This is a genomic window from Flavobacterium sp., from assembly GCF_049318325.1.
Lineage (GTDB): Bacteria > Bacteroidota > Bacteroidia > Flavobacteriales > Flavobacteriaceae > Flavobacterium.
This window is the reverse complement of the sequence record NZ_JBMOGQ010000026.1, coordinates 1-22589: the sequence shown is the minus strand read 5'-3', so window position 1 is coordinate 22589 and position 22589 is coordinate 1. Positions and strand designations below refer to the sequence as shown.

At 33.0% G+C, this 22589-nt stretch carries 24 protein-coding genes and 1 pseudogene; 11 read left to right on the top strand and 14 right to left on the bottom strand.

The genetic code is table 11. The features are described from left to right. Positions 1 to 218 precede the first annotated feature (218 nt). From ACOYLP_RS04240 to ACOYLP_RS04225, 4 genes and pseudogenes are all read right to left on the bottom strand, one after another. A pseudogene (locus ACOYLP_RS04240) lies at positions 219 to 467 on the bottom strand (Sir2 family NAD-dependent protein deacetylase); the annotation flags it as partial. A 36-nt stretch (positions 468 to 503) separates the two neighbouring features. Beyond that, entirely contained in the window at positions 504 to 659 is a 156-nt protein-coding gene (locus ACOYLP_RS04235; RefSeq protein ID WP_422854937.1) for a hypothetical protein, read from the bottom strand. Next, complete coding sequence (locus ACOYLP_RS04230; RefSeq protein ID WP_422854936.1) at positions 647 to 1363, bottom strand: hypothetical protein; 717 nt, start codon at positions 1361 to 1363, stop codon at positions 647 to 649. The genes ACOYLP_RS04235 and ACOYLP_RS04230 overlap by 13 nt, the downstream gene beginning before the upstream one ends. Before the next feature lie 119 nt (positions 1364 to 1482). Continuing rightward, positions 1483 to 3129, bottom strand: coding sequence for an AAA family ATPase (locus ACOYLP_RS04225; protein ID WP_422854935.1), 1647 nt, complete (start codon positions 3127 to 3129; stop codon positions 1483 to 1485). 203 nt (positions 3130 to 3332) lie between these two features. Between ACOYLP_RS04225 and ACOYLP_RS04220 the strand changes: the two genes are divergently transcribed. The 4 genes from ACOYLP_RS04220 (at position 3333) to ACOYLP_RS04205 (ending at position 6392) form a co-directional block, all read left to right on the top strand. Next, complete coding sequence (locus ACOYLP_RS04220; RefSeq protein ID WP_422854934.1) at positions 3333 to 4433, top strand: WYL domain-containing protein; 1101 nt, start codon at positions 3333 to 3335, stop codon at positions 4431 to 4433. Between the two features lie 24 nt (positions 4434 to 4457). Beyond that, a complete protein-coding gene (locus tag ACOYLP_RS04215; protein ID WP_422854933.1) occupies positions 4458 to 5333 on the top strand; it encodes a hypothetical protein in 876 nt (291 codons plus the stop codon). 75 nt (positions 5334 to 5408) lie between these two features. After that, positions 5409 to 5825 (top strand): tetratricopeptide repeat protein, encoded by a 417-nt coding sequence (locus ACOYLP_RS04210; protein WP_422854932.1) that lies wholly within the window; start codon positions 5409 to 5411, stop codon positions 5823 to 5825. Between the two features lie 66 nt (positions 5826 to 5891). Then, positions 5892 to 6392, top strand: coding sequence for a hypothetical protein (locus ACOYLP_RS04205; RefSeq protein WP_422854931.1), 501 nt, complete (start codon positions 5892 to 5894; stop codon positions 6390 to 6392). Positions 6393 to 6741: 349 nt separating this feature from the next. Here ACOYLP_RS04205 and ACOYLP_RS04200 read toward each other — a convergent pair whose 3' ends face one another. The 5 genes from ACOYLP_RS04200 to ACOYLP_RS04180 all read right to left on the bottom strand — a co-directional run bounded on the left by ACOYLP_RS04200 (position 6742) and on the right by ACOYLP_RS04180 (position 10469). Beyond that, positions 6742 to 7299 (bottom strand): hypothetical protein, encoded by a 558-nt coding sequence (locus tag ACOYLP_RS04200; RefSeq protein ID WP_422854930.1) that lies wholly within the window; start codon positions 7297 to 7299, stop codon positions 6742 to 6744. A 55-nt stretch (positions 7300 to 7354) separates the two neighbouring features. Beyond that, positions 7355 to 8299 carry a pseudouridine-5'-phosphate glycosidase gene (locus ACOYLP_RS04195; protein ID WP_422854929.1) on the bottom strand — a complete coding sequence of 315 codons (945 nt, stop codon included), beginning with the start codon at positions 8297 to 8299 and terminating at the stop codon, positions 7355 to 7357. Next, a complete protein-coding gene (locus ACOYLP_RS04190; RefSeq protein ID WP_422854928.1) occupies positions 8268 to 9191 on the bottom strand; it encodes a PfkB family carbohydrate kinase in 924 nt (307 codons plus the stop codon). Before ACOYLP_RS04190 ends, ACOYLP_RS04195 begins: the two co-directional genes overlap by 32 nt. Before the next feature lie 303 nt (positions 9192 to 9494). Beyond that, on the bottom strand, positions 9495 to 9908 hold the full coding sequence (locus ACOYLP_RS04185; RefSeq protein ID WP_422854927.1) for a DUF6691 family protein: 414 nt from the start codon (positions 9906 to 9908) through the stop codon (positions 9495 to 9497). Positions 9909 to 9911: 3 nt separating this feature from the next. Next, on the bottom strand, positions 9912 to 10469 hold the full coding sequence (locus ACOYLP_RS04180) for a YeeE/YedE family protein (RefSeq protein ID WP_422854926.1): 558 nt from the start codon (positions 10467 to 10469) through the stop codon (positions 9912 to 9914). A 132-nt stretch (positions 10470 to 10601) separates the two neighbouring features. On the opposite strand from ACOYLP_RS04180, the gene ACOYLP_RS04175 reads away from it, so the two are divergent. The 3 genes from ACOYLP_RS04175 (at position 10602) to ACOYLP_RS04165 (ending at position 12816) form a co-directional block, all read left to right on the top strand. After that, positions 10602 to 11057 carry a 2-dehydro-3-deoxyphosphooctonate aldolase gene (locus tag ACOYLP_RS04175; protein WP_422854925.1) on the top strand — a complete coding sequence of 152 codons (456 nt, stop codon included), beginning with the start codon at positions 10602 to 10604 and terminating at the stop codon, positions 11055 to 11057. Between the two features lie 67 nt (positions 11058 to 11124). Continuing rightward, positions 11125 to 11943, top strand: a complete 819-nt coding sequence (gene kdsA, locus ACOYLP_RS04170; protein ID WP_422854924.1) for a 3-deoxy-8-phosphooctulonate synthase — start codon at positions 11125 to 11127, stop codon at positions 11941 to 11943. Between the two features lie 12 nt (positions 11944 to 11955). Further along, on the top strand, positions 11956 to 12816 hold the full coding sequence (locus ACOYLP_RS04165; protein ID WP_422854923.1) for a hypothetical protein: 861 nt from the start codon (positions 11956 to 11958) through the stop codon (positions 12814 to 12816). Between the two features lie 42 nt (positions 12817 to 12858). Here ACOYLP_RS04165 and ACOYLP_RS04160 read toward each other — a convergent pair whose 3' ends face one another. The 5 genes from ACOYLP_RS04160 to ACOYLP_RS04140 form a co-directional block, all read right to left on the bottom strand. Beyond that, on the bottom strand, positions 12859 to 14229 hold the full coding sequence (locus ACOYLP_RS04160) for a M20/M25/M40 family metallo-hydrolase (protein WP_422854922.1): 1371 nt from the start codon (positions 14227 to 14229) through the stop codon (positions 12859 to 12861). 15 nt (positions 14230 to 14244) lie between these two features. Next, positions 14245 to 15279, bottom strand: a complete 1035-nt coding sequence (locus ACOYLP_RS04155) for an o-succinylbenzoate synthase (protein ID WP_422854921.1) — start codon at positions 15277 to 15279, stop codon at positions 14245 to 14247. Between the two features lie 2 nt (positions 15280 to 15281). Then, on the bottom strand, positions 15282 to 15959 hold the full coding sequence (locus ACOYLP_RS04150) for a metal-dependent hydrolase (protein ID WP_422854920.1): 678 nt from the start codon (positions 15957 to 15959) through the stop codon (positions 15282 to 15284). A gap of 11 nt (positions 15960 to 15970) precedes the next feature. Beyond that, complete coding sequence (gene menA / locus ACOYLP_RS04145) at positions 15971 to 16894, bottom strand: 1,4-dihydroxy-2-naphthoate octaprenyltransferase (RefSeq protein ID WP_422854919.1); 924 nt, start codon at positions 16892 to 16894, stop codon at positions 15971 to 15973. 77 nt (positions 16895 to 16971) lie between these two features. Next, positions 16972 to 17811 (bottom strand): 1,4-dihydroxy-2-naphthoyl-CoA synthase, encoded by an 840-nt coding sequence (locus ACOYLP_RS04140; protein ID WP_422854918.1) that lies wholly within the window; start codon positions 17809 to 17811, stop codon positions 16972 to 16974. 112 nt (positions 17812 to 17923) lie between these two features. Between ACOYLP_RS04140 and ACOYLP_RS04135 the strand changes: the two genes are divergently transcribed. From ACOYLP_RS04135 to gap, 4 genes are all read left to right on the top strand, one after another. Then, a complete protein-coding gene (locus ACOYLP_RS04135; RefSeq protein ID WP_422854917.1) occupies positions 17924 to 19069 on the top strand; it encodes a C1 family peptidase in 1146 nt (381 codons plus the stop codon). Between the two features lie 179 nt (positions 19070 to 19248). Further along, positions 19249 to 20493 carry an MFS transporter gene (locus ACOYLP_RS04130; protein WP_422854916.1) on the top strand — a complete coding sequence of 415 codons (1245 nt, stop codon included), beginning with the start codon at positions 19249 to 19251 and terminating at the stop codon, positions 20491 to 20493. A gap of 106 nt (positions 20494 to 20599) precedes the next feature. Continuing rightward, positions 20600 to 21499, top strand: coding sequence for a lipoyl synthase (gene lipA, locus ACOYLP_RS04125; RefSeq protein ID WP_422854915.1), 900 nt, complete (start codon positions 20600 to 20602; stop codon positions 21497 to 21499). A 24-nt stretch (positions 21500 to 21523) separates the two neighbouring features. Continuing rightward, a complete protein-coding gene (gene gap, locus ACOYLP_RS04120) occupies positions 21524 to 22546 on the top strand; it encodes a type I glyceraldehyde-3-phosphate dehydrogenase (protein WP_422854914.1) in 1023 nt (340 codons plus the stop codon). The last annotated feature ends 43 nt before the right edge of the window (positions 22547 to 22589 follow it).

The following is a 22589-nucleotide window of genomic DNA, read 5'->3' as shown; positions in this document are numbered from 1 at the left end:
AAGCACCTAAAAAAATATCATTTATACTATAAATTAATCTTTATACTAAAAAACATTATTTATAATAAAAAATATCAATAAAAAAGTAAACAACCAATTACTAATTTTCGTATGTTTACCTTGCTTAAAATAAAGTAGTCAAAATTAGTTACCCTATAGGTGTACCTATAAAAAATGACCTTTGCGAAGCCTTGAAAACACTGATAAAAATATAAGGGTTACGGAGCCTCTTTGTTCGCAAAGGTCCCCCAGGAGTACATCTCCTTCCCTATCGTATAGTAATTTGGGTTGGCTGTTGAACGTGATTTCATCAGTTCCCTATGAAGGTGGATAACTCTTGTGGAGCCTGCTCGTTCATGGAGGTTGTCTATGTTTTGGGTTATTACTACTACTTCATAGAATTCTTCTAATTTAGTGAATAGTTCGTGCGATAAATTAGGCTGTGCTTTGTTGCATTGTTTTCGGCGTTGGTTGTAAAAGTCTAATAATACAGGATTCTTTTCCTAGGATTCTGGAGTACAAACATCTTCTATTTTGTAATTGGCCCACAGTTCCTCTTCAGAGTCACGAAAGGTTTGTAGACCACTTTTGGCTGAAATTCCGGCTTCTGTGAGGAAAAGTATTTTTGATTTTTTCATGTATTTCGTTACAATTGCCACATTATACTTTTTAGCTTGATTAGTTTTTTTAAATTTTCATTTTGAAGATATGCGAATTGAACGCTTTGGTCATCTTCATTAATTCGATCTAATTCATAATCATAATTAGGATAGTTATCGCTTTTGTCATTTAAAATCAATACTTGAGAGTCAAATTCAATAATTTTATCCGCAAATAAGTCTTTACCTATAGATCCGTAAACATGTCCTTTTAATATTAAACCACTTAAATTTAAAGAATTCAACAAATTTAAATTTTTTATTTTTTTCATTATTATTAAAGCGTCATAATGAAATAAGTACAAAACAAAATCTTTTGATTTGTATCTTAATTCATATCTAATGGCTTTTGGGTCAACAGTATATTGAACTAGATAATTGAATCTTTCTGCCAATGGATAATCCACTAATTGGTCTTTAATCATAAACTCAATTTCATTTACACCATAGACTTCTTTTTCAATAATTTCAATTTTATTAAGTCCTAATTTATTATCAAAATAATGCATTCTTTTACAATATCCAGGCATTTCAGGATAATTATCTTCTGATATGTTCAAATCGGCCATGACAAAATTTTCAATACAAAGATAATCGTCTTTATACTCTAGCAGGTCCGTTATTGCCTTTATGTCCATTCCTGAACAAGGATAAAAAAAAGTAACTTTTGATGTAACATCTTCTATGAAAATTTCATTTAACATAATTAATTATTTTAAGTGTTTGTATTATTTTTTATTTGATTATGTTGTTTTGCAAGTCTTCATATAATTGGTCTAGAATTGACATTTTGTTAAGTATTATCGGTGTTTTTATTGAAATCCTAGGTTAGATTATCTGTTTTTCTAAAGTTCACTTCTTGTTCAATATAAGAAATGAATTTTTCAGTAATTGATTTTTCAGCACCAAACAACAGCTCTTCGGAAAGACATCTTTTCTTTACATTATCAATTTGAGCACCTGTAAAATCATAATCATTACTTGCTTTTGCCAATAAGTCTTGTGGAAGACCTTTAAAGTTATGCTTTAGAATAGACAATCTTGTATTCTTACTTGGCTTCTCAAATTGAAGTTTATACAACATTCTATGGTCAAAGGCGCTGTCTATATTGATTAACCTATTAGTAGTAGCTATAAAGATTCCCTTGAAGTCTTCTAGCTCTTGAAGCAAAACATTTAAAACGGAATTATGGATTATGTTAATTGTTTTTTCTACCACACCCCTATTGCTAATTATCGCGTCCGCATCGTTTAACAGAAGTATAGGAGTGCGCTCATAGAACTTTATAGCAGCCTTATATTCAGAAAACAAATTTTTGATGTATCGAATCGATTGAAAATTGTGTATTGAATGCATCTGACTTATATCTAGAATTAAAATAACTCTATTGTTCTTTTTAGCCAATTGCTTTACCAATTCTGTTTTGCCTGTTCCTGATGTTCCATGCAACAAAAATGTCAATCCGGATGCCAAATCATGTTGCTGGAATCGCGCTATTATATCATCGTAAGTATCAGATGTAAGTTTGAAAGCTTCATCGATTTGACTTTGATTTACTTTGTTAAAGAATAACTTTTTTGATGGAATATCTACTGGCAGCATAATTTGCGTCCATTTTGGAGTAAAAGGAATATTTATGTTAGTGTCCTTTATATCAAGTTCATTTCTCAAACGCTCTCCCAGAGAAACCCTTGAAAAATCGGCTACAAAAGGATCGTTAAATTGTAAATATCCTTCATTAAAGAGAATACTTTTTTCAGAACTTACCCTTTTCATAAACAAAAATGGAAACGAAGGGTCGGCACAAAACTTTTCTAATTCATAATTTAAGTCAAATTCTTCAACTCCAGCAGCTGAAAATGACATGATATAGAACAAAACTGCTTTTTCTGCATTGTTCATTAACTTATTCTTAAAAATAGAATCAATTAGAGGAAAATCTCGAAAATGCTCGACATATTGTAAGACTGTTTCTATCATATATTCATTATCAGTATCGACAAGAACATTTTTTAGAAATCTCATAATGCTATACATAGCCTCTATCACATCATTTGGGACAATAATATCCAAAACGTTTTTATCTTGCAATAAAATTGAATTCAGAATGTCTTTAGAGAATTGATAATCGTCAATAGTCTCAATTATATAGTTTTTACTATTAGGCACTATCCAACCTTTCTTTTTTAGATTGTTAAGTTGAGCATTAACTTCCAAAATATTGATGGTTTTGTATCCTAAATACTTCATTACTTTGTTGACGTTGAAATTGTTTCCTGCAATTTGTTCGCAAAGCAATACCGCCATAACAGCTGCTGTATTGACATCAATATCAAAAAAGAAACGGATGCGGTCTAAATCCTCTTTTAATCTCGATTGCACATCATAGTCCTCTAAAATAGAATGCCCCTTGTGCTCGTTAACCGCACAAATACTGTTTAGTAAGTCGTTTTTAAATAAATTTTTCATTTGATTTTAAGTTTAAAATTGCTTTTGTTTAAGGATGGCTGAAAAGTAATAGTTACAGTTTGTGAACTCTTTTGCTGGAAAATTCAACTTCGATCCGTTGATGATTATTTTAGTTTTATCCATTGGTATAGTTTTTAAATTTCGATGCAAAAATAACGGAGTTGTACGCAATTAATTGCGTACTTAAAAACTATATTTGCATTATGATAAAAGAAGCAAGTTATAGACAATTGAGAATACAATTAATATGTAAAAAATTAATTGTAGGTGCTAGTTTAGTTCAATTGAAAAAACATATTAATAGTACTTTTTCAAATAGAGGATTTGAAAAACAGTCATATAATATAAGAACTATTCAATTAGACATTCAAGCAATTAGAGAAGGTAATTTTATTTATTTAAACAAAGAAATAAATTTTGATAATAATTCTCATGTATTCAAAGTAAAATATCAAAGATCCTCAAACATTTATATTTTTTCCGAAGATTCTGAAATTCCAGAATTTAATATATTAGATGAAGGAGAAAGAATGACTTTACCATTTTTAATTGGTATTCTAAATCCATATAAAAATATACCTGCAGTAAAAAAAGTATTACTTGGTTTAGCAGATACATTTTATATTAGTAAAGAAGAACAAAAAAGTGCAAAAGCTATTGTTATTGCAAAATCACCTTTAAAAAATGAAAATAGGATAATAGCATTGTCTATTTCAATTTTGGGACATATTAAAAGAAATGAGTGTATAGAATTTAACTACATTAGTGTTCATAAATTAGATGAAACTTTGAATCAATATTCAAAGCAAGAAGTTATACCTCTCGAAATTAGACTATATGAAAACTTATATTACTTAATCGCCTTTAATAAAAAAACAGACGAAATAAGAAATTATAGACTTGACCAATTTATTAAATTAAAAGTTTCTAAATTAACAAATTCAAATGAAACGGTATATTTTACAGAAGAATTTGTAAAAACTCTAGACTTAAAAAAATATTTTCAAAATTCCATAGGCGTATGGTGCCATAAAAGTTTTGAAACTGTTGAAACTGTTGAGATAAGGTTTTTAGGTTGGGCTGCAACATATGTTCAGGCAGCTCCTATTCATAGCACACAGGTTATCTCTGAAATTAACAAGGAGAAAAACGAATTAACTTTAGAAATAAAAATAAAATTATTTACTTATTCAGATAGCAGAAAAACAGCTAGAGAACGCTCGCCTGAATTGGCCTTTCTTTTAGGGAGATTTAGAGAGTTTTGTGAGGTAAACGAAGAAAAATTATTAGAAAAATACAAATAATTATTAACTAATAAAAATTAAATTATGCTTACAATTGCAGAATACAACGATTTATGGATTCACAATCCATGTGGAATGGGTTCTTTTGCTACAATAACTGGAATAGCAGTACCACCTCCATACGCTGACTATGTTATTCGTGAAAATATGCTCGAGGATTACCTTGATATTTTTAGAGGAATTAATACACGTCATATCAGACAAATTATTCCCGTTGGTGGTTGGTATTATGAACATCCTTTTTTTAATGCTGATGGAACTTTTAAATTAAAAGAAAAACCATGTATTAAATATTTGATGATTGGGGAAGCAGCTCCTAAAAAAAACATTAGTTCATTCAACCTTTGTGTTGGTGATCAAGCAAACACCTATTTTTATAATTTGATTCACATCGGAACAATTGTTGGACTGAGAAAGACTCCAACACCATGGTTAAATGCTCCTAGAATAACATGGGGATGCCCTCCTTTTCAAGAATGTCCAAGTAACAAATTTGAAACACTTATATGTTTAGCAAGTAAAGGCGTTCTTCTATTAGATATATTCCCATTTTCAATATCTTATAATACTAGAATTCGAAGAAATTTAAATCATTTTGGTATAACATCATACTTTTGGAATAACCATTTAAATCCATATAATCTTGAATCAAGAATTATGAGTATCAATCATTTACTATGTGATAAATGGGATTTGTGTATGGTAGCACCAAATACTATTTCTGAATTCATTGTTGATCCAATTAATGGCTTTCCAGAATTATCTATTTTGCCTCCAGGACTTCATGTAGGTAATTTTAGAGATATTTTACCTGATGTAACAAGACCAAATGATTGGAGAAAAATAGCAGTAACTATTGGTGGTTCCCCTAGTTCTCATTTAATTTCTGTAGCTTTTTAATTTATATTACTTCATTTATAAATTTTCAACTCCCAAATCCTTACTAAGGAATTTGGGGTATTTTCATTTATCCCTATGAAACCTTACTTATTATTTTCCGTCCTTCTCCTCAGTTGCCAAAAGCAAACACCCGATGATTTGCTGCAAAAAGCTTTTGATGCTGAAAAAAACTTGAAGTATAATCAGGCGCTTGCTTATTTCGATGCGGCTGTTGCTATAGATTCAAGCTATGCGGACTCTTTTTACCATCGAGGGATTTGTTATGTTTACATGGTTCAACCACAAAAAGCTATCGCAGATTATACAAAAGCCATAGCACTTCAACCCAACTTTCTTGCTGCTTACCAAGAAAGAGCGAGTATCTATTATGCCGTTGGAAAATATGATTCAGGAATAAAAGATATTAATTTTGCTTTGCAATTAGACCCAAAAAACAAATTAGCTCTAAATATTAAAGCTTTGTTGTTAGAGAAAATAAGCCCTAACCATTAAATGCAAACCCTAAAATTAAATCTTTTTGGAGAGTTGTTCAGTCTAAAGCGAGTCAACCTAAATCCAATGGAACAAGAGTATTATGAGTTAATTGCTGGTCGGTTAAAACAACCACTCCACCAGGCTGTATTGGATCCTTTTTTCTATTACCACTTAAAACTAAACTCTGTTGATTCATTAGAAAAACTTCCTTGTGAGAAAGTGAGTGGTTTAATGAATACTAACAAAAATCAGATAGAACTTTGGTTAGAAGGTAAAAAAATACTCAAACTAAAACTTGATGAACTAAACCAAGACCAATACTTAATACCCTTATACACTACTAATAAATCAATAATCGAAAACACCCAAAAACCAGGCATTTATATTGAGCAAAAAGAAATTGGTTTTATTGGTAGTTATGAATTTCAAACAGCAAATTTCAATATAAAAGATTTACAATTTGAATTACTAGAACTCAATAATCAAATGCTTTTACAAAATATAAGCTACACTAATAGCAAAACCATTTTTAAGAAAAAAGAAACTTTAATAACGTATCAAAATAGTTTTTTGGTTATTAGTTAAGTTTATAAATTCTAACCTTATTTAAATACCTTTATTATTAACTTATTTATTACAGAAAATGGACTATTAAATTACTTTTACTAACACCAATTCGGTTAACATAAATTAATGGCATTTAGTAGCCATTTCTATTAATCTACAAAAAGGATTTACCAGTTTAATTTGTTTTGGCGATTTACAAGAAAATAACCTTTTGTCCAAAAAAAGCTAATAGGGTTATTGAAACCTCTTAGCTTTTATAATTACACACTTTTTAAGATTGTGTCAAATACAATTATAATCCAAGAAATATTGATTGTGCTATGCCCAGGTATTTGACAATAGCAATAAAATATGAGGTGTTGTTAACTTAAAGATGCAAATCAACCAATTGCACGGCTTCAAAAAAATCGATTGGTTTAACTTCTTCAAAAAAATCTATTTCACTATCGTGTGGAAGAAAATCAGAAATTATTCGGATAATAAAATCTTGTGGCTTTTTTAAATACATAAAGGTATAGTCTTCCATATTTACAACTGTTCGTTCAGCTAAATCGGTTGTTCTTACAAATTTATCGGAAGTTAGCGAAGATAAACAAGGGAGATTCAGTTTTGACTCAGTTAATATTGCTTTTCCATTTTCAAACAAACCACCTTCGTAACCATACAAAGAAGAATTTGTAATTTCTATTGGTTTTCCAAATCCTAAATAGGCTGGTAAATCATTTTGGTTTCCAACTAAAGCTGCAAAACCCATTAAAATACAAACATCATGATGGGGTAAATTCATTAGTGATTTTGCGGTACTCTCCCTACCAATGCCAGAAACGAGAACATTATAATTATGTTTCAAATCGGGAATAAGAGACAAAGCATAATGTACTTTCTCTTGTTCTATTTCCATTGGGGTAAGTATAATAATATTCATTTTATATTGTTCAATCTCAAAAAAGCATTTTGGAAAAAGTACAGTTGCGTATATTCTATTTAATTCCTTGTAAAGCCACAGCAATCATTGCAGCAATTTTCGCATTGTTTTTTATCAATGCAATGTTGGCTTCTAAGCTTTCGCCTTCCGTATTATCGGATATGAATTTTAACAGGAAAGGAGTTATTGATTTGCCTTTAATCCCTTTCTCATTGGCTTCGCTAAGTGCTTTTAGAATGTGTTTTTCGATAATAGCTGGTTCCATTTCAAACTCAGCAGGAACCGGATTGGCAATCAACAAGGAACCATTTAAATCTAAATCCCATTTGGCACTTAAGAGTTGGGCAATGGCTTTGGGTGTGTCTAAACGAAGTGGTGATTTAAACCCACTTTTAGAAGAATAAAAACTCGGAAATTCGTCCTGCCCATAAGTAACTACTGGCACGCCAATCGTCTCCATATATTCCAAAGTCAAGCCAATATCCAATATTGATTTTACACCAGCGGCAATTATGGCTACATTGGTTGTTGCCATCTCGGTCAAATCAGCTGAAATATCCATGGTTACTTCTGCACCACGATGAACACCTCCGATACCACCCGTAGCAAAGATCTTAATTCCGGCCATAGCAGCAATTCGCATTGTAGCTGCTACAGTTGTGGCACCTGGCAATTGTTGGGCAATGACATAAGGCATATCACGTAAACTAACTTTCCAAACATCTTTAGTTTGTGCAAAATAATCAATGTCTTCTTTAGACAAGCCAACTAAACATTTTCCGTTTCGTATTGCAATCGTAGCCGGAACAGCACCATTTTGCCTTACCACATCTTCAACAGCAGCAGCTGTAATTGCATTTTTGGGCCATGGCATTCCGTGTGATATAATAGTTGATTCTAGGGCTACAATAGGTAAATTATTCTCGATTGCATGTTGCACTTCAGGACTAATAATTATATATTCCTTTTTAGTCATTATAATAGGTTTTCTTTCGTTCATAAAGTGTTTTAGGCGTTGCCGATGTATCGACAGCACCTCTTATTTTTAATATTTCCAACGCTAATGTGTGTCCCAATTGCAAGCAAGTCATTTCATCTTCACCATTTACATAACCAAAAACCCAAGCTGCCAAGGCGGCATCTCCAGCTCCGGTACTGTCTACAATTTTAATAGATGGAACCGACAAAGCCTGGCTTTTTAAAGCAGTGAACAACTCTGAACCCTCAGCTCCTTTCCTAAGCCAAATGGCTTGCACTCCCCTTCCAAAAAGTGATGCTAATAGTTGCTCTTTTAAAGTAACATTTGCACACATCGCTGCGAGTTCGTCTTCGTTAGGTGTTAACATAAAAACTCCATTTAAATCTAATGCTGCTAATTTTGCTGCCTTAGAAACCGAAACAGGTTCTATGATTAGTTGTTTGTGATGTGCTTTAGCAAAATGGATCAGCCACTGAATTGTTTTACTCTCTAGATTAGTGTCGATAATCAGTATGTCAAAACCCTTGATGTAATCGATTTGGGTTTCTAAATAATATATCGATATATATTTCCTGCAGCTATCTTGACAAACGGCCACATACAAATTGCCATCTGGTTGAAGTATCGAAACATATTTGCCAGTAGTGCTATCGGCTAATACAGATTGGTTGCAAGCTATCCCTTTTTTTTGAAAACTATCTTTTATATACAAACCCTCTGCATCATTCCCGAAAGCCGTAATAATAGCCGGTTTAACTTCTAAAAGTGCTAAATGCTGAGCAATATTGCTTATTACACCCCCAATGCTCGTAGCTTTTTGAGCCGGATTGGAAGAATTGGATACAATGTCATTCTCGCAGAAATACAATTCATCTACTAAAGTGGCTCCAATACAGAGAACTGATTTTTTCATAAAAACAAATGTAAATAAATTTGTGACGTAGATTTCTTCAAGAAAAGTATCTTTTTTCGCTAACAAAAAACTAACTTATTTTCAAAAAGATAATTAAATAATATCTGATTTAAATTTTGAAATAAAAATCCCTTTTTAATAACGAATTGAATTAAATGAGGTTTTTTGGCTTGTACTAATCTAAATCAATTAACTATTAAGAAATGATTTTCCTTTACTAAATAAAACAATTATTGGCATGATAAACTCAAACCTTTTTTTTTGTGGCGAACAATAGCATTTCTTTATTGTGAAATTTAAATTTTAATGGGGTAATCTATCCTTGAAAACACCATAAAGAAAAGTTCCGAGAATAGCACCAAATAATATTAATACAACACTCAAGAAACCCGAACCTAAAAGAATAAAGATTGGTCCTGGACAAGCGCCAACCATCGCCCAACCTAATCCAAAAAGAATACCGCCAATCCAATATCTTACATTTCCTTTTTCTTTATCCTGAATATAAATTTGGTTGCCATCAATGTCTTTTAATTTCTTTCTTTTTATAATCTGAACACCTATTAATCCAGTAACTATTGCTGTCATAATAATACCATACATATGAAAAGATTGAAATTGAAACATTTCATAAATTCGGTACCAAGAAACTGCCTCTGCTTTGGTTAAAACGATACCAAAGAAAAATCCAACGAGCAAATATTTTATAAAATTCATAGTTTAAAAAAATAAGGGTAAAATATAATGCGACATAATCAACCCGCCTATAAAAAATCCAATAACGGCTTTGAGAGAAGGCAATTGTAAATTACTCATTCCTGCAATAGCATGACCCGAAGTACAACCTCCAGCATAACGCGATCCAAAACCAATTAACAATCCGCCAACAAGTAAGATGACAATCATTTTTGGCGATTCAAATATTTGATTTCCAAATAATGTATCGGGTAATAATTTTCCATTTGGAGCATCGATTCCCATTTCAGATAATTGCTGAATAGTTTTTGGATTTATGTTAACATTAGAAACATCACTTAAAAAATGAACAGCTACATAGCCTCCAATCATAGCGCCAACAACAACAACTAAATTCCAACGTTGTGATTTCCAATCCCAATCAAAAAAGGGAACTTTTTTTCCAACACCAGTCATAGAACATAAAGAGCGAAGATTGGAAGACATTCCGAAAACTTTTCCAAAATAATTGAGCATTAGCATTACAACGGCTATAAGAAAACCTGCTACTGACCAATGCCAAGTGTGTATTAAAAAATCCATATTCTATATTTTTTTTACAAAAATAGAAATACATTTGATTTGGGTCTATAAACTATTGCTATAAATTGACTATTTTTGATTTACCTCTTTTTGCATGATAATTGTAAAAGAAAAAATAAAAAATTATTTATCATGAAAATCAAACTAATTTTAGTTGCAATTCTAATAGCAATAACGACCTCATCTTGCGTTAGTACAAAATCTACTTTAAAAAATGTAGATGACAATGCTCCAACTCCAACATTAACAACAAATAACACTTTTGTATTAACTGAATACAGTAAAGACAAAAAGTATGGTTATGATCCTGATTATCCTATTAATGTTTTTTATAGAAACACCAAAGATGAAAACCTAAATGCGGAACGTTTTTTAAATGCTTTAGCCGGACCAAAGGGCGAAAAGATAACCTTTTCAAAAATCGAAAGCTGCTGTCCATTTCCAACCAAAAGAACAGAAATTGGTGCCGGTTTTCTTGATTTGTATGAGTTAAAATGGGAAGGACAAACCGAGCCGATAAAATTGTATGTGAACATTTATGAAAAAGGATATTTGCTCGTTCCTATTGGTCTTTCCATTAAAAAATAACTTATCATACGATCTCCAAAAAAATACTCAAAATATCCTTATATTTGCATGCAAAAAATAAAAATTCATGAATCTAAATTCTATTCCACAAATAAAAAATACTGATAGTGGAAATTTTTTCGTTCTTGCAGGTCCATGTGCAATTGAAGGAGAAGAAATGGCTATGAGAATAGCCGAAAAACTTGTTGGAATTACAGATAAATTACAAATACCATACGTTTTTAAGGGTTCCTTTAAAAAAGCCAATCGCTCCAGAATTGATAGCTTTTCGGGAATTGGCGATGAAAAAGCATTAAAAATACTTCGTAAAGTTTCAGAAACCTTTCATATTCCAACAGTTACAGACATTCATACTAATGAAGATGCAGACAAAGCAGCACAATATGTAGATGTTTTGCAAATTCCTGCTTTTTTGGTTCGCCAGACTGATTTAGTTGTAGCCGCAGCAAATACTGGAAAAGTAGTCAATTTAAAAAAAGGACAATTTATGAGTCCGGAAAGCATGAAACATGCGGTTCAAAAAGTGTTGGATTGCAACAATGGAAATGTAATGGTCACCGATAGAGGAACGATGTTTGGTTATCAAGATATGATTGTTGATTTTCGAGGTATACCCACTATGCAACAGTATGCAACAACCGTTTTAGATGTTACCCATTCGTTACAACAACCCAATCAAACGGCAGGCGTAACTGGTGGAAGACCTGATATGATTGAAACTATTGCCAGAGCTGGAATTGTTGTAGGCGTTGATGGTATATTTATAGAAACTCATTTTGATCCCTCTAATGCCAAAAGTGACGGCGCTAATATGTTACATTTAGACTATTTTGAAGGCTTAATGACCCGATTGATTGCCATCAAAAAAGCAATCAATCAATTTTAACAATAAATCATCTTGAAAAAAATAATATTATTTTTATTCGCAACTTTTTTTGCCTTATCACAAGCTGTTTCTGCTCAAGAAAAAACAGCTAATCCTGAAAAATATACTGCTCACAACAAGGGAAAAATGTTTGTGTTTTGGGGAGGGAATCGCGAGAGTTTTTCCAAATCAGACATCCATTTTAAAGGACCAGATTATGATTTTACCCTTTATGATGTAATGGCAAACGACAAACCAAAAGGTTGGCATGTGGACTACTTGAATCCCTCACGAATGACTATTCCGCAAACAAATCTTAGAATTGGTTATTTCATTAACGATCATTATAATATTTCCATTGGACTTGATCATATGAAATATGTAATGATTCAAAATCAGAATGTTGAAATTGCAGGTGTTGTTGGAACTTCTTATCCAGATTATGCCGGAGTTTATTTGCCATCTGGAAATCATACCATTGATATGACTGATGGTACTTTTTTAAAATTTGAACACACAGATGGCTTAAATTACATTAATACCGAATTTTCTCGCGTAGATGATATTTCAAAGATTTTTAAAATTAGAAATACCGATAAGTTTCAAGTAAATATAACGGAAGGTGTTGGAGCCGGTATATTGTATCCAAAGACCAATGCTACATTGCTTGACAAAGAAAGGCATGATGATTTTCATGTATCAGGATTTGGAATATCTGCTAAAGTTGGCCTAAACTTCACATTCTTCAAATACTTCTTTATTCAAACAGAATTGAAAGGTGGCTATATCAATATGAACGATATCCGAACAACAAACAACCCAGGAGATAGTGCATCACAACATTTTCTATTTTTGCAACGAATAATTGCCTTCGGAGGAATTTTCAGTTTATAAAATAAAATATTTTAGTTCCCAGGCTTTTTAAAGCTTACACAACTAATCAATACCATATTGATCAAACAAATACATTAAGAAGGCCATTGTTGCAGCACCAAGTTCTAATTCTCTTTTATTAACCGCGTCAAAAGTGTCGTTAGCGGCATGATGGTAATCAAAATAGCGTTGTGAATCAGGCTGTAATCCAGCCTTAACAATTTTTTTTGAGGTTAACGGTTCAATATCTGAACCTGTTCCACCTTTTACAAAATTATGAATCAAATAGGGTTCAAATAAATACTTCCAACTGTTAACTTTTTGGAAATTAGCCTCATCACATTCAAAAGTAAATCCTCTTGGCGAAAATCCACCAGAATCACTTTCTAGTGCAAATATGTGGTTCTCATTATTCAGTTTTGATACTTCTTCGTATTTCTTTCCGCCTCTGCCACCGTTTTCCTCATTCATAAACAGTACTACTCTGATGGTATTTTTGGGTTTATAATTTAGTTTTTTAAAACTCTCTAGAACTGCCATACTTTGTACTACTCCAGCACCATCATCATGAGAACCATCGGCTAAATCCCAAGAGTCGAGATGTCCGCCAACGGTCATAATTTTTTCAGGATGAACTGAGCCCGTAATTTCACCGATTACGTTATAAGAAAGCACATCATCTAAAGTTTGACAAGAAAGCTTCATGTAAAATTTCAGTTTACTATTCTCTTTTAGTTTTTTACTCAATAACTCGGCGGCATTGGTACTTATAGCTGCTGTTGGAATATAGTTATCCTTTGGAATATCACCATAACTTTGTGCTCCTGTATGCGGAAAATCATCCAATCTAAAATTCATAGAACGAACTATTGTTCCCACAGCTCCATATTTAGTGGCTTCTTTAGCACCGTAATATCTTTGATCAACACATTTTCCATACGATTTAAAAGCATCAATATTTTCAGGTTCAAAAGGCCGGTTGTAAAATATTATTTTACCTTTTAACTTTTCTTCACCAAGAGTTTCAAGTTCTTTCAAACTTTTTACTTCTATAACTTCAGCTGTTAAACCCGATTTTGAAGTTGCAATTGAACCACCAAGAGCACAAATTGGAATAGTAACTTTGGTTTTATTATCCATAAAATAAGCGGTTTCTTTTTCGCCTCTTACCCATTTTGGCACCATTACTTCCTGAAGATATACTTTGTCTAAACCTAAAGTTTCTAGTTGTGCTTTGACATAGGCTACTCCTTTTTCGGCGCCAACTGAACCCGACAATCGTGAACCAATTTTATTAGACAAATCATCTAACCACGAATAACACTTTGAATTTGTCAATGAAAAATTATAAATATTCTTGAGCATTTTTTGGTCGATGCTTTGAGAATAAATAATAGTTGTAAAAAACAAAATGGAGAAGGCAATTTTTTTCATAATAACGCTAACTTTTTATATAATAAATTTCCAATCTATTTCTTTTCTATACCATAATTGACCTTGAAAAACTTCTAAAGGACAATCAAAATTATTGGTATATAAACTTCCGGTTCCTAATCCTTGAGGCATCAAATTATTTTGCATAAAAGTAAATTGAGCAATTGCGTTCAAACCAACATTGCTTTCTAAAGCGGAAGTAATCCACCAACCAATATTTAATTTTTCAGCTGTAGAAATCCATTCCAATGTACCACGAAATCCACCAACAAAACTTGGCTTTAAAACGATGTATTCTGGTCTGATTTTTTGAAGTAAACTTATCTTGTCTTCAGCTGAAAAGACACCTATAAGTTCCTCATCCAAAGCTATAGGAATTTGGCTATTTTTACACAGTACTGACATCATGTCAGTATGATTTTTTTTAATCGGTTGTTCAATGCTATGAATTTCAAAACCAGTTATTTGATTAATTTTATGTAAAGCATCATTTTCATAAAAAGCACCGTTAGCATCAACTCGAATTTCGATAGTGTTTTTATCAAAATTAGCTCGAATAAAGCGCAATAAATCAATTTCTTTGTCAAAATCTATAGCGCCAATTTTTAATTTTACACAGCTAAAACCTTGCGCAATTTTGTCTTCAATTTGGGTTTTCATGAAGGCTTCATCACCCATCCAAACCAAACCATTTATCAAAATACTTTTGGTATTTTTTGTAAAATCTGAAGGAAATAAAACGAATGGATTTTCACTTTGCAATGACAAAAAAGCCATCTCCATTCCAAATTGAATTGATGGAAATTCGATTAATTCCTCCCAAAGTTTTTGTTCGCCGAGATGAATATTTTGACAAGTCCATTGTAATTTTTCTTCATAATCAGGTCGGTCATCTGCAGAAAGTCCACGCAGAATTCCGCACTCGCCTATTCCATTTTTACCGTCTTTTTCCAAAATGATAAACCAAGTTTCTTTATCGGTTAAAATACCTCTTGAGGTTCCGGAAGGGTTTTTAAAATGAAGTATATATTTGAAGTAAGATGCTTTCATCATTAAAGCGAAATGCTTTCTCCAATATCTAAGAGCATTAAATCTTTTCCGGCATCAAAAAATTTCTTTTTGGCTTCATCATGATTGATCACAATAAAACTAAACGTATCGTAATGACAACCCAAAATCTTTTCGCAATCCACAAAATCAGCAGCCATAATAGCATCTTCGACATCCATAGTGAAGTTATTTCCAATAGGAAAAATTGCTAAATCCAGCTTTGTGCGCATTGGAATTAGTTTCATATCCATAGTAAGCGCTGTATCGCCAGAGATGTAGATGTTTTTGTGCTCACCTTCTATTACAAATCCTCCGGGATTTCCACCATAAGTACCATCAGCAAAGGAACTCGAATGCACTGCAGCAACATATTTCACTTTTCCAAAATCAAATTGCCAGCTTCCACCGTGATTCATCGGATGGTATTGAAAGCCTTTATTGCCATAATAAGTAGCTATCTCCCAATTGGAAACAATCACCGCATTGGTTCTTTTAGCAATTTCCTCAACATCTAAAGTATGATCTTGGTGCGCATGTGTAAGCAATATGTAATCTGCTTTTATTTCGTTTACATCAATGTTAACTGCTTTTTCATTAGCTGTAATAAAAGGATCAACGAGTATGTGTTTCCCACTTACTTCAATTCCGATGCAAGCGTGTCCGTAGAATGTAATTTTCATATCAAAATAAATTAAATATAATTAACCAACAAATCAGAAACAAAATAGATTAAACTTAAAGCCAATAAAATAGAAAGAAAAAATGTGCTCAATGCCAATTTCTTTAACTCAGGATCCAATAGTTTTGGATTTCTGTTTTTACCCACTCTAATTAGATGCCCGGTTAACGGGAAATACGCAGCTAGAAATAGGTACTGATCAATATGAAAATCATTTAAGTACGCAAAAGCAATAACCAAAACCATAGCCGAAATAACTAAAAAGTAATGGTATTTTTTTGCCCATTGACCTCCTTTTTGAACAACTATCGTATTCTTTCCGGCCTTTCTATCGCTTTCTTCATCACGCATATTATTTAAGTTTAAAACGCCAACACTCAAAAAACCAATAGCCGTTGCAGGCAATAATAACAACCAATCTATTTCTTTTGAAAACATAAAATACACGCCAAAAGTACTTACCAATCCGAAGAAAATAAAAACAAAAAAATCTCCATAACCACGATACCCATAAGCACTATTTCCAACAGTGTAACGTATGGCCGAAGCAATAGCTAAAATTCCCAAAAACAAAAAGATAAAGGAATAAAGCAGATAACTTTCTTTAAAGGCAAAATAGATTAGTAAAATAGCAAAAAACAAGGTGATTACCGAAGTTAAAATCATGGCATTTTTCATTGCAAATGGTGTAATAACACCTTTTTGAATGGTTCGTTTTGGACCAATCCTATCATCGTTGTCCGTTCCTTTAATACCATCGCCATAATCATTGGCGAAATTGGAAAGTATCTGTAAACCCAATGTAGTTAACAAGGCAAAAAGCACTATATTCCAGTTGAACATTGCTTGCGACATGGCATAAAAACTCCCTACTATAATTCCAGATACGGATAGTGGTAACGTACGCAACCGTGCGGCTTCAATCCAGTGTTTCATTTTTGATATTAGATTTTAGATTATTGATATCAGATTCATTTTTTTACTGCCAACTGCAACTGAATACTGAAAACTAATTACGGTAACCATTTCTTTTCAAAATTCGGCTTTCTTTTTTCTAAGAAAGCATCTCTTCCTTCTTTGGCTTCATCAGTCATATAAGCTAATCTTGTAGCTTCACCGGCAAAGACTTGTTGTCCAACCATTCCGTCATCCGTCAAGTTCATGGCAAATTTCAGCATTTTTATGGAAGTAGGTGATTTGGCTAGTATTTCCTGAGCCCATTCATAGGCAGTATTTTCTAATTTATCATGCGGAATTACTGCATTAACCATTCCCATATCAAAAGCTTCTTGTGCAGAATAATTTCTTCCTAAAAAGAAAATCTCACGTGCTTTCTTTTGACCAACCATTTTTGCTAAATACGCTGAACCATATCCCCCGTCAAAACTCGTTACATCAGCATCGGTTTGTTTAAAAATAGCGTGTTCTTTACTGGCTAATGTCAAATCGCAAACTACATGCAAACTATGTCCACCACCAACGGCCCAACCGGGAACAACAGCAATTACTGCTTTTGGCATAAAACGTATCAATCGTTGCACATCTAAAATGTTTAATCGGTGGTAACCATCTTCACCCACATATCCTTGTTGTCCTCTGGCTTTTTGATCGCCTCCAGAACAAAATGACCAAACTCCATCTTTAGAACTTGGCCCTTCAGCAGAAAGCAATACTACACCAATGGAAGTGTCCTCCTGAGCATCATGGAAAGCTTGAAGCAATTCACTGGTTGTTTTTGGACGAAATGCATTGCGAACATTAGGTCTGTTGAAAGCAATTCGGGCTACGCCGTTACATTTCTTATAGGTTATATCTTCAAAATGGTTAACTATTTTCCAATTGATTGAATTCATGTAATTACTAAAATTTGTTAAAATAAAAGTTATGAAAAATAAATTGCTTTATTTTAGCGTAAAAATAAAGCATTTTTTACTCTTAACTACAAAAAACAAATAGTAAATCCATATGAACAAACCACTATTTTACATTACATTCTTACTAATTAGTTACACCGGATTTTCTCAAGCTTATGAATTTCATACCATTAAAGATATCGAAGCAACACCCGTAATCTCTCAAGGTCAAACGGGAACATGTTGGAGTTTCTCCACTACCTCGTTCTTAGAAGCTGAAATCATTCGTTTAACAGGTAAGAAAATAGACCTTTCGGAAATGTATAATGTGCGTAATACTTATCTTGACAAAGCGGAGAATTATGTAATGCGTCAAGGAAAAGCGCAATTTAGCGAAGGTGGTTTGAGCCACGATGTCATTAATAGTGCGCGTAAATATGGTATTGTTCCTGAAAGTAATTTTACCGGAAAAACTAAACCTGAATTAAATTTTGATCATTCTAAAATGGTGGAAGAACTAGAAACTGTTGTTAAAAAAGCAGTGGCAGAAACTCCTAAAAAGTATCCTAATTGGAAGAAAGATTATACTGCTATACTAGATAACTATATGGGAAAATTTGATGAAAACTCTTTATTACTAACACCTAATAATTCTATCGATACTAAAACAGTTACAGCAGACAAGAGACTTACTCCTATGCAGTTTTTAGGCACTACTAAACTTAATTTAGATGATTATGTGACGATTACTTCATTTACCAATCAGCCTTCTTATTCTAAATTTATTTTAAGTGTTCCTGATAATTTCGCTAATGGAAGCATGTATAACTTGCCTTTAGATGAATTTATACAAAACATTGATAATGCTCTAGATAAAGGTTTTACACTTGCACTAGATACTGATGTTAGCGAAAGTACTTTTTCGGGTAAATTTGGAATAGCTGTTGTGCCTGAAAATGATAATGATGCCTCAACTATTTTAACGGAAATCAAACCAGAGAAAAAGATTTCTGCAGACTATCGTCAGTCGGAATTTGAAAATTATAACACACAAGACGACCACTTAATGCACATTGTGGGTAAAGTTGCTGACCAAAAAGGAAATTTATATTACAAAGTAAAGAATTCTTGGGGAACGCAATCAGGGAAAGATGGATTTGTTTACATAAGCATTCCCTATGTTCGATTAAAAGCAATTTCAGTAATGCTGCATAAAGATGGGTTATTTAAAAAAACAAAATCCGCTTTGGGATTATAACACATAAAAGAAATTAAATATAACTTACAATATTTTCATTCCGACAGAGGAGGAATCTTATAATCAGATTTAAAAATAGTTTCCTCGTTTTTGGGAATAACAAAAAAGAGGATAAGCCTGAAAATTTAAATTCTTTCAGGTTTTCTTATTTTTATATTTAACAAATTAAAATTATAAAAATGAAACAATTTACCTTCAAAGAAAAACTTCGAATTCTATTAAGCTTTCCCGTAATAATAGCAGCTCTTGGTTATTTTGTTGATATTTATGATTTATTGCTTTTTGGTATTGTGCGAATTCCAAGTTTAATAAGCATGGGATTGGATGCAGATAAAGTTGGCACCATGATTATCAATTATCAAATGATTGGACTTGTGCTTGGCGGAATCATTTGGGGTGTTTATGGCGATAAAAAAGGTCGGCTATCTGTCTTGTTTGGCTCTATTATAGTGTATTCATTGGCCAATATTGCCTGCGGTTTTTTACCACAAATGAATTTTGCTGACAAAGGAACTATTTACGCCGTTTTGCGATTTATTGCAGGAATTGGTTTGGCAGGGGAATTAGGAGCCGGAATCACTTTAGTTTCTGAGACTTTACCTAAAGAATTACGCGCTATCGGAACGTCAATTGTAGCTGGGTTTGGCGTACTCGGAGCTGTGGTTGCCCAATTTACTGTTGAATTAGTAGAAAGCTGGACAACAGCATACATTATTGGAGGTTTACTAGGCATAGCATTATTAGTGTTGAGAATCAGTGTAGCTGAAAGTGGAATTTTTAAAGCGGTGAAAGAAAACAAAGCAATTAAGCGTGGTAATTTCTTTTCGTTTTTTTCCAATAAAGTCTTATTCATGAAATACATGCGTTGTGTTTTTATGGGAATTCCAATCTGGTATTGTATGGGAATTTTGGTTTTTATGGCCAACCAATTTGCTCCCGAAATGGGTATAGCTTCCATCAATCCTGGAAAGGCAATTATGTGGGCCTATATCGCCACTTCGATAAGTGATTTTTCCAGCGGATGGTTTTCACATGTTTTAAAATCAAGAAAAAAAGCTATCTTATATATGTTACTTTTAACGCTAGTTGGAGTTGTAATGATGCTTTTTAGTGGAAAGAAAACCGAAAACATGTACTATTTTTATTGCTTTTGGATCGGTTTCGGATCTGGTTTTTGGGCGATGTTAGTTACTGTCGCAGCAGAACAATTTGGCACCAACCTTCGAAGCACAGCTACTACAAGTGTACCTAATATGATAAGAGGTTCTGTTCCACTAATGCTTATTGGCTTTGATTATTTAAAACAAACCCGCAGCGTAATTATATCAGCAAAAATTGTAGGAGCAATAGCATTTACACTAGGAATTTATGCTACGCTCACAATAAGTGAAACCCATAACCGAGAAATGGATTTTGTGGAGTAAATAATGTATAATTTGATTTCTTTATTTGTGGATAAGAAAACTGAATTCTAAAATCAACAAATCTTCAAACTACATTCTTTATCTTTGTACCGCAAAAAATTTACTAATGGAAACCATCCTAGACAATAATTTACCTATTGGCACACGAGGCAAAGCCGAACTAACTGGAGCTAAACCAAAATGGCTAAAAGTAAAATTACCTATCGGACAGAAATACTCCGAACTACGAGGCTTAGTTGACAAATACAAACTCAACACTATTTGCGCTTCGGGAAGTTGTCCAAATATGGGAGAATGCTGGGGAGAAGGCACTGCAACCTTTATGATTCTGGGAAATATATGCACAAGATCTTGTGGTTTTTGTGGTGTAAAAACTGGTCGCCCTGAAACAATAGATTGGGATGAACCCGAAAAAGTAGCGCGTTCTATCAAAATCATGAAAATAAAACACGCCGTTATTACCAGTGTTGATCGAGACGATCTAAAAGATATGGGTTCTATCATTTGGTTAGAAACTGTTCAAGCGATACGTCGTATGAATCCGGAAACAACTTTAGAAACGCTAATTCCCGATTTTCAAGGTGTTGAAAGAATTATTGACAGAATTGTTGAAGCCAATCCTGAAGTAGTATCGCATAATGTAGAAACTGTTCGTCGTTTGACTCGTGAAGTTCGTATTCAGGCAAAATATGACCGAAGTTTAGCCGTTCTAAAATACCTAAAAGACCAAGGAATTCGTAGAACCAAATCGGGCATTATGCTTGGACTTGGAGAAACCGAAGAGGAAGTAATACAAACTATGCGAGATTTGCGGGATCAAAATGTAGACATAGTTACTATCGGTCAATATTTACAACCAAGTAAAAAACATTTGCCCGTCAAAGAATTCATTACTCCGGAACAATTCGTAAAATATGAAAAACTAGGTAAGGAAATGGGATTCCGTCATGTAGAAAGCGGTCCGTTAGTTCGTTCGTCATATCATGCTGAGAAACATATTTTATAGAATTACGAATTAACAATTACAAATTTGAAAACACGCATCGCCATCAATGGTTTTGGACGTATCGGAAGAAATCTTTTCCGGTTGTTGCTCAACCATCCATCGATTGAAGTTGTTGCTATCAATGACATAGCCGATAACAAAACGATGGCGCATTTAATAAAATACGACAGTATTCATGGAGTTTTACCTTTTGACGTTTCCTTTGATGACCTATCGATAATTGTAGACGGAAAGCCGTATTTGTTTTTTCACGAAAGAGAAATCACAAACCTTAAATGGAGTGATATTGATTTTGTAATAGAAAGTACGGGTAAATACAGCACTTTTACAGATATCAACAAGCACATTTTGGCTGGTGCCAAAAAAGTAATTCTCTCTGCACCTTACGAAGTACCTGACTTGAGCGTTAGCGAACAGGAAGGACAAATTAAAACCGTAGTTCTTGGTGTTAACGAAAATATAATAGATGGAAGCGAAAAAATAGTTTCAAACGCAAGTTGTACAACCAACAATGCTGCGCCAATGATAAAAGTTATAAATGAGCTTTGTGGCATTGAACAAGCTTATATAACAACCGTACATTCATACACAACAGATCAAAGCTTACACGACCAGCCTCACAAAGATTTACGTCGCGCTCGAGGTGCAAGTCAAAGTATTGTTCCAACAACGACTGGAGCAGCAAAAGCTTTAACCAAAATCTTTCCAGAAATGGAAGGGAAAATTGGCGGAAGCGGAATTCGTGTCCCTGTTCCAGATGGTTCTTTAACTGATATAACTTGTTATGTTAAAAAGGAAGTCTCTATTGCAGAAATTAATGCTGCCTTTAAAAAAGCATCGCAATCATCACTGAAAGGAATACTTGATTATACTGAAGATCCAATTGTATCAGTTGATATTATTGGCAATAAAAACTCTTGCCTTTTTGATGCTCAACTAACATCTGTTATTGGAAAAATGGTTAAAGTTGTAGGTTGGTATGACAATGAAATAGGATATTCGTCGAGAATTATCGATTTAATACTTTTATTGAAGAAATATACCTAACAAAAAAGGTACTGACTAAAGTTTATCGAATTATAGTTAGCAA